The organism is Microcystis sp. LEGE 00066 (assembly GCF_015207925.1).
GTDB lineage: Bacteria > Cyanobacteriota > Cyanobacteriia > Cyanobacteriales > Microcystaceae > Microcystis > Microcystis ichthyoblabe_A.
In genome coordinates this window covers 1-7,521 of sequence record NZ_JADEVX010000191.1, presented here as the reverse complement: position 1 = coordinate 7,521, position 7,521 = coordinate 1, and the positions used below count along the sequence as shown (strand labels likewise).

Here is a 7,521-nt window from a genome sequence, read left to right as displayed (position 1 = left end):
GGATTATAAGTAGCTGGTTATAATTAAATTAAAAATGGATTTTAGGTTCGATCCCCCCTGCCCCCCTTGATAAGGGGGGTGCCGATCCCCCCTGCCCCCCTTGATAAGGGGGGTGTCTGACAACTTTTAACGCCTACCTACTTATGAAAAGGAGTTTAAGAGGGAACAGATAATTAAACTGTTTGAAATCATCGACAATATGATGACTTTATCCCCTGAATTGCAGTCAAGTTTAGAGAGTAAAATTAAACAATTTGAGGAGGAAAGAACCATGCCTTTAGTAAGTAATATGGAGTTACGAGGAATCGAACGCGGTAAGGAAATAGGCAAGGAAATTGGTAAGGAAATTGGTAAGGAAATTGGTAAGGAAATTGGAGCGTTAGAAAAAAGCCGCGATGACATAAAAACAGTTTTAACCGTGCGCTTTGGACAGATTTCTTCAGAAATTGAAGAGATAATCGGCAAAATGACTAACCCTACTATCTTAGAAGAGCTACTAAAATTAGCAGCTACCGCTAATTCTCTCGCAGAATTTAAGCAGTCTTTGGCAAAAATCCAATCCTAGAACTTCTTTAGAAAACGGGTTTCTTTGAGAAACTCTTTGAGAAACCCGTTTTCTTTGAGAGACCGGATACCGACCTCTGGCTTTTTGTTTTGATGGTGGACATTTACTTCGTTTTCTGTATTTTTGGCTGCAAAGTTGTAGATAGGGTAACTTTCATCGTGTTTGTATTGGCTGTTTCTGCTCCAATGTTGAAAAACAGATATTTGAGTCCTCCCTGCGCCTTTAGGCTGACTGAACCATTAATTTCAACAGTCAACTGACTTTCTACATCCACCTTACTAGAAAGAGCTTCCATCACAGATTCAAAGAGTTCTTGCAACTGAACTGCGATGGTTTCCTCTTGTGGCCCCAAAGTAGTCAGAATTTCCTCATCCTCAGTTTGTAAGCTACTAACTGAAGCTGGATCGACGGCTGTGGCATATACTTTAATTGGCATGGTCTTCCTCCTTGGAATTTTTTTGCTGTACAATCGAGAAATCTGGATCGCCATAAATACAATACAGTAGCCAAAATAAGTTTCTCTCATTGGCTGCAACTTCTTTGGCTTTGGCTACAGCCTGTCCGATAGTAATTTTCTCATCTGGGTTGAATAATTCACGGTAAACAATTTCGGCGAAGTTGACAGCATATTTCACTGGTACGGCTCCTAAAGTTCCAATGAAAGCATCTGCACCACGCTGATAAAATTTCCCGCCAAAACTGATAAATTTTCCAAAGGTTAACACGGGAACGGTTGAAGCACAGGCGTTAGCAAACACAAGACTACCCGGCTCAAGCGGTAGCCTTTGGATGTTTTCAAGGAGCAAGTTTTCAATCCAAGTTTTGTTCTTGTCGCCAGCAATTTGGAGTAGGTGCGGTTCTAAATGTCCGTGACAGGTGAAATGAAGCGCATCTGTGCCGGGAATAGCTTTTACAAGGGACGAAATTGGCTGTTTAGCTAACAAGTGTACCGCTTCCGGGGGGAGAAGATTAGAGAATAGATGGGTAGCTCGCTCTGCTTCCGAGGAAGGTAAATCTCCACCGACAATATTGACAATCCGCTTGATTTGTCTTTTTCCCTTACTTTCAGGTCTATTTTTATCTGGTAAATCTTGACTATCGCTGAGGCGAGGAGAGCGAGCAATAATAAACTTCTTTCCCCAAAAATCTTCGCCGTCGTACATTAATTCCCAAGGAATCCACTGTTCATTAGTCGAGATAATTACGGGAGAACCAATTTTCCAAACTCGCACTTTTTTTGCTACTTCAGAGGGAATTAACATCTCGAACAAGTTAGCGCCAACACTCTGAAGATTGAAACAGATACTCTCCCAACGCTCATCAGAGGGGTTTCCTTGTTGCACTACTTCTGTCAGGAAAGCATTCAAACTTCGCAAATCATCTTCAATTTGTTGCTGAATATTGGGAATTGTTTTTTCCCACTCGCCTAATCGATTCGCTGGGAAAATGGTATAGAGTAATTTACTTTCTCTCTCAATCCAAGTAACATTAAGTGTATGTTTATCGGGATTAACCGTCATACTTTCTAAGTTTTTGAGACCATCAATTGGGTCTTCCATTGATAAAACTTTTGGCGATATTTTATTATGCGAGTAGAAAGTTACGTTAGTTTGAACGATTACATACCCAACTCTTGTTGCTCTTTTAAAAAACTCAATCTCAATTACTTGCTCACCTCTTTCAAGAGGAACAAGGGTAAAAATCACTTCGTTGGAATCGCCTTTAACTGGAACAGTCAACTGCTGCTGATAAGGTCTTATGGCAAATGCTGGAGCTGTAACCTTGACGCTTAGTTCAACTTGCTTAGTATTACGTCCGACTGTAAGCAAAATTTTTTCTAGAACACGAGTAAATTCTGGAATCTCTTGAGTTAGCTGAATTTTTAACTCAGCTTTTTGCTCAAGAACACATTCTGATGGGAATTCGATTCGAGTGTGGCGTATAATTGTTACGTTTTTATGTTCTTTTTTGTCCCTATCGGATGCAATATTGCTCGAACAATTATGGATGATCGAACCACCTTCGCTTGCAATATTGCTCGAACAATTATGGATGATCGAACCACCTTCGCTTCTGCTAGTAGGCAGTGGCACATTTTGCTCATCTGCTGATGGTTCTAACTTCAGTAAAGCTTTAGTAAAAAGAGAGCGATTTTCTTTTTCACTAGGATTTACTGAAGTTAATAACAAAAGTGCTGTGTCTTGAAAAGAGAAATCTTGAGATTGTAAAAAATCTCTTGCCAACTGCTCAATCAAGGGAAGATTATTAGTAGGACTTAATAAAAAATAAATAATTGGTTGAATATATAAATCTTTTTGAATGAGAGTGAGCAATACTTCCTGTATTTGAGTATTCATCCTTGATTGAATTACTTCAATCAACAACTCACGCGATGCTCTCAAATCCTGTAGATACACTGCAAAAAGTTCTGCTATCTTCAGTTTATTTTGAACATTTTCCTTTTGAGCAAGTGTGAGTAATACATCACATATCTTCTTGGCATTCTTACTAGATTGAATTGCCGGAATCAACAACTCACGAGATGCTCTCATATCTTGTAGATGCACCGCAAAAAGTTCTGCTATCTTCAGTTTATTTTGAACATTTTCCTTGTCATTACCAAACTGATTTAGAGCTTGATGAATTAAGTCTGAAGCAAGAGTTACTCGTCGATATGAGGCTGACTTTTTATTGATACTGATTAAGTTACCTTGTAAATTCCATAGTCGAATTGTTTCGTCATTACTACCACTGACAATAAACTGACCATCTGGACTAAATGCCACAGAACGAACCCAATCATCATGTCCTATGAAAGGTTGACCTATTGGGTTTCCTCTTAGATCCCACAACCGTATTGTTGTATCGTTGCTACCACTAGCAATCAAATGTCCATCTGGACTAAAGGCAACCGAAAGTACCGAACCATCATGTCCTTGGAATGGAGGGGTAATTAGTTCTCCCTGTAAATTCCATAGTCGAACAGTTGTATCATAGCTACCACTGACAATAAACTGACCATCTGGACTAAAAGCAACACATGAAACACCACTCCCATGTCCCCGTAGGGGTTGACCGATAGATTTGCCCTGTAGATTCCATAGTCTTATGGTTCTGTCATTGCTCCCACTAATGATTAATTGACCATCTGGGCTAAAAGCAATCGATTTAACTGTATCTTCATGTCCGTAAAAAGGCTCCCCTACTGCATGACATTTCCTATCCCACAATCGTATTGTATTATCATTACTACCACTGATAATCAATTGACCATCTGGGCTAAAAGCAACTGTATTGACTAAACCTTCATGTCCCTTAAAATGAGGACATATTTCCTTACCTTGTAAATTCCATAATTGTATAGTTTTATCATTACTACCACTAACAATTAATTGACCATCAGGACTGAAAGCAACAGAATTGACTGAACCTTCATGTCCGCCAAATTCCTGACCAACAAGTTTGCCTTGAAGATCCCACAACTGTATTGAATGATCCTTACTAGCACTAACAATCAATTGACCATTGGGACTGAAGGCAACGGCTCGAATATAATTCTTGCCTCCGTTTCCTTTTGGCTTATTTATCAGAAGAACTTTTGCACACTGAATAAGCCTTTTTGGAGAATTATCTAGTTTGATCGCCCTTTCTAGATATGCCCTACCGCGCTCAAAATTGCCACCAATTAGCACCTGTGCAGCAAGCTGAAGTAAGCCATCAACGACCAATGAGCTTGTCTCTGGATGAATGAAGAGTTGAAATTCAAAACAGAAATCACTCAACTCGAAATACTTTAAATATTGATTCTCAATAGCTTTATAGGCTGTATCAAGGAGGTTCAAATCGACTTGGCTCAGAATAGTTGCAAATTCAGCTACAAGGCTTTGAGTTTCAGCAGCAAATTTCTTTAAGAGAGTATCAGCTTCACTAAACTTATTTTGTCCCAGTAACGCAGCAAATTGCACGAGTTGCCTATTGCGAGTGTTAGGAAAGTATGCAGCCAAAGCATAAGCTTCACCAAATTCCCCTTCTCCCAGAAGAGCGACAATCGGTTGCAGCCAAGTTTCACGAGGTGTTTCACTGCGGGTTTCCATTTCCTATACCCTTCCTGACAACGTGGAAAATCTCGTCCTCACTGGTACTGGTAATCTTAATGGCACGGGTAATGCCTTGTCAATCTGGCAATTAATGCCCCGGTCGCCTTTACCCGGGCAACAGACAGCACCACGACTAATATTAACACTATTGTTACTAACGTCTTCATTGATGCTAATGGCGCAACAGCCGGAAATCAAGCTCTCGGAATTAACAGTGCTGCTTTAGTGCGGGACAATAGTTCTTCTACTTACCTAATTATCAACGACGGTACGGCGGGTTTCCAAAGTGCTAATGATTTGGTGATTAATCTGACTGGGTTAACGGGTACTTTACCGGCGCTCGGCCCTATTGCAGTCAATAGTTTCTTTGTCTAAATTGATGGGGGGATTAATTCTCCCCTTTTAATGCTCCCGTTCAAGTAATTTTGATATAAAAAAGTTAAGAGGCTCTTCTCGACTTTGTGTTATAATTTTTGCTTATGAAACCATAAAATACCTAGGGTTTGCTGAATAAATGTGAAATGTAGGCAAGATAGCGGTTTTGTGGCTTTTCTGGCGAAACAGGTGCAAGATTTTGAGAAAATCGTGCTTCAAAACCTTGCGTCTTCATCGGCCCGCGTCCTGTAGGGGCGAAGCATTCGGACAATAACATATCGGTGAAACCGGAGATTTTCTATCCGAATGCTTCGCCCGTGCTTTTTGCCGCAAACCCTACCTATCAAGCAAGACTTTTAGTGCTATTTTGACGTTCGGCGACGCTCAGTCGGGCTGCGGAAAAAACTAGAAAATATCAGTATAGACCTCGTTTCCACACATAAACCAGAAGAACCCAAATACTGATGGGTAGTCAGGAGTTTAAGCTTGTGGAGAGACTGTCAGACTCGTTGGGATTCGTCTCAAAAAGCAGGTTTCTGTGAAGCAAGAATCTCCCATCACACAGCTTGGCATTGTGATGGCGAGAGTGTCACAATTGTGTTCAATTACTCGTCATCCCAGTCATGCCTTCCAGCGGTCAAGTGAAATCGATTTTTTTTCTGATCCTCTTTCTCCTCAGTATTCTAGGGGGTATTCTACTGGCTTCGCTACTTCAACAACCAGCGATCGCCCAATCTTCTGCCTCGGATACAGTGCTGAATCGTTATCAAATTGGAGAGCAAACCTATCTAGAAAATTGTGCCAGCTGCCATATTGCCATTCCTCCCAGCATCCTACCGAGTCAAACTTGGAAAAAAATCCTAGAAAATCCTAATTCTCACTATGGGATCCGTTTAAAACCAATTGTTGGCATTACTCAGCGTCTTATCTGGGATTATCTCAGTTATTCTTCCCGCCCTCTTAGGGAGACTACTTTTGTTCCCCTCCTAATTGAACAGTCCACCTATGTAAAGGTTTTGCACCCTAGGGTCAATTTACCCACTCCTCTCGGTCACACCACCTGTGTCACCTGTCATCCCAACGCTTCCCGCTACGATTATCAAACCCTTACCCCCATCTGGGATGATGCAGCCTAATCAGTTATCAGTTATCAGTTTTGAGATGTGAGTTTTTAGTTCACTGATTACTGATTACTGATTACTGTTTACTGATCACTGAGAGGGGGTGCAGTGAGGGTGATTTCGCCGATTTGGTCAGCTTTACCCATTAATTGGGCAGGGTTTTCGTTAAGAGAGATTTTAACAGCACCAGCATTGCCCGATCGAATATTTAAACTCTTTTGGGCTGTCCAAGTTCGTTTGGTCCCGGGTTGGAGATTGCCTTCATGGACTTTTTTGCCATCGGCAATTACCCGTACCCAAGCGGCCTGTTCAATAGTTACCTCGGCTGAGAGGGGAACTTTTGGCTGAGGAGAAAGGGAAGGAGAGGCTACCAGCGCAGGAGGGACTACCGGTGCGAGGGAACCCACGGGGGAAGGAGAGGGAGTAACGGCAGGGGGGTTAGAGAAAGGGGGACGGAGGAAAAGATAGCCAATACCACAAAATATGCCCGCCAGCAGGCCTAGCCAGAGATATATCCCGAAAAAGGTCGATTTAGCCGGTTGGGGGCTAGTTTCTGGGGCCGGGTTTTCTGGTTTCACTCGTTCCGCTTTTGGGGCAGCCGGTTCAGCCTTGGGGATGGGGGTAGCTTTTGTGGGCAGTGTTTTCGGGATAGTTACCTCTTGGGCTAATTGTTCCGCACTAGGAGACAAGCGATCGGCTAAAGCTTTACCATCAATTTTTAGGGCATCACCGTAGCGTTTAATAAATCCCTTGACATAAATTAATTCTGGTAATTTCTCCCAATTCCCCGTTTCCAACGCTTCTAGCATTGGCAATCTAATCATCGTCACGGCGGCGATATCGTCTATGCTCAGGCAGCTTTCTTCTCGTTTTTGACGTAAATAAGTCCCGATTTCCTTGATTTGTTCGGCTTGTAGGGGACTGAGTTGACTCATAATTCCAGTCATAAGTAGGTAGGCGTTAAAAATTATCAGGCGCCCCCCTTATCAAGGGGGGACTAAGGGGGGATCGGCGCCCCCCTTATCAAGCTATCCATTAGTCAGATCTTTCTTAACAAAAAGAGAAGAAACTTAAAAAAAGGGGAAACGATTGATAGGTATAGTTTTGAAAGAAGGAATTAAGGTGGAGGTAAGCAAAAAAATGGAGAAATGGGCAGCCCAAGAATTACAATATGCAGACCTAGGGGACACCAGAAGAAAGAAAAGGTTAATCAGTATCGTAGAAAACTTGGCCAGTCAACCTAGTACAAGTGTGCCACAAGCTTCGGGAAATCTAGCCGCAGCGAGTGCCACCTACGACTTTTGGAATTCCCCCTATTTTCACCCCTCAGATATAATTGCCGCCCAAGCTAAAAGTACAGTAG

General features: G+C 42.0%; 6 protein-coding genes and 1 pseudogene. 4 read left to right on the top strand and 3 right to left on the bottom strand.

Going from position 1 to position 7,521, the window contains the following annotated elements; translation table 11 throughout:
* Positions 1 to 199 precede the first annotated feature (199 nt).
* Complete coding sequence (locus tag IQ224_RS19615; protein ID WP_084989866.1) at positions 200 to 565, top strand: hypothetical protein; 366 nt, start codon at positions 200 to 202, stop codon at positions 563 to 565.
* 103 nt (positions 566 to 668) lie between these two features.
* Here IQ224_RS19615 and IQ224_RS19610 read toward each other — a convergent pair whose 3' ends face one another.
* Together IQ224_RS19610 and IQ224_RS19605 are read right to left on the bottom strand one after the other, a co-directional pair.
* Entirely contained in the window at positions 669 to 1,001 is a 333-nt protein-coding gene (locus IQ224_RS19610; protein WP_002745855.1) for a hypothetical protein, read from the bottom strand.
* The gene (locus tag IQ224_RS19605) at positions 991 to 4,659 is read right to left on the bottom strand and encodes a CHAT domain-containing protein (RefSeq protein ID WP_194033384.1); all 3,669 of its coding nucleotides are present in this window, start codon (positions 4,657 to 4,659) and stop codon (positions 991 to 993) included. The genes IQ224_RS19610 and IQ224_RS19605 overlap by 11 nt, the downstream gene beginning before the upstream one ends.
* Here IQ224_RS19605 and IQ224_RS19600 point away from each other — a divergent pair.
* Together IQ224_RS19600 and IQ224_RS19595 are read left to right on the top strand one after the other, a co-directional pair.
* Positions 4,643 to 5,037 (top strand): annotated as a pseudogene (locus tag IQ224_RS19600) (bluetail domain-containing putative surface protein); the annotation flags it as partial. The gene IQ224_RS19605 and the pseudogene IQ224_RS19600 sit on opposite strands and share 17 nt — an antisense overlap.
* A gap of 623 nt (positions 5,038 to 5,660) precedes the next feature.
* Positions 5,661 to 6,173 (top strand): dihem cytochrome c family protein, encoded by a 513-nt coding sequence (locus IQ224_RS19595; RefSeq protein ID WP_002745847.1) that lies wholly within the window; start codon positions 5,661 to 5,663, stop codon positions 6,171 to 6,173.
* A gap of 68 nt (positions 6,174 to 6,241) precedes the next feature.
* Here the strand turns inward: IQ224_RS19595 and IQ224_RS19590 are convergent, their stop codons facing one another.
* Positions 6,242 to 7,105 (bottom strand): RodZ domain-containing protein, encoded by an 864-nt coding sequence (locus tag IQ224_RS19590; RefSeq protein WP_036401768.1) that lies wholly within the window; start codon positions 7,103 to 7,105, stop codon positions 6,242 to 6,244.
* Positions 7,106 to 7,298: 193 nt separating this feature from the next.
* On the opposite strand from IQ224_RS19590, the gene IQ224_RS19585 reads away from it, so the two are divergent.
* A partial coding sequence (locus IQ224_RS19585) for a transposase (RefSeq protein WP_130757148.1) occupies positions 7,299 to 7,521 on the top strand: 223 nt, incomplete at its 3' end.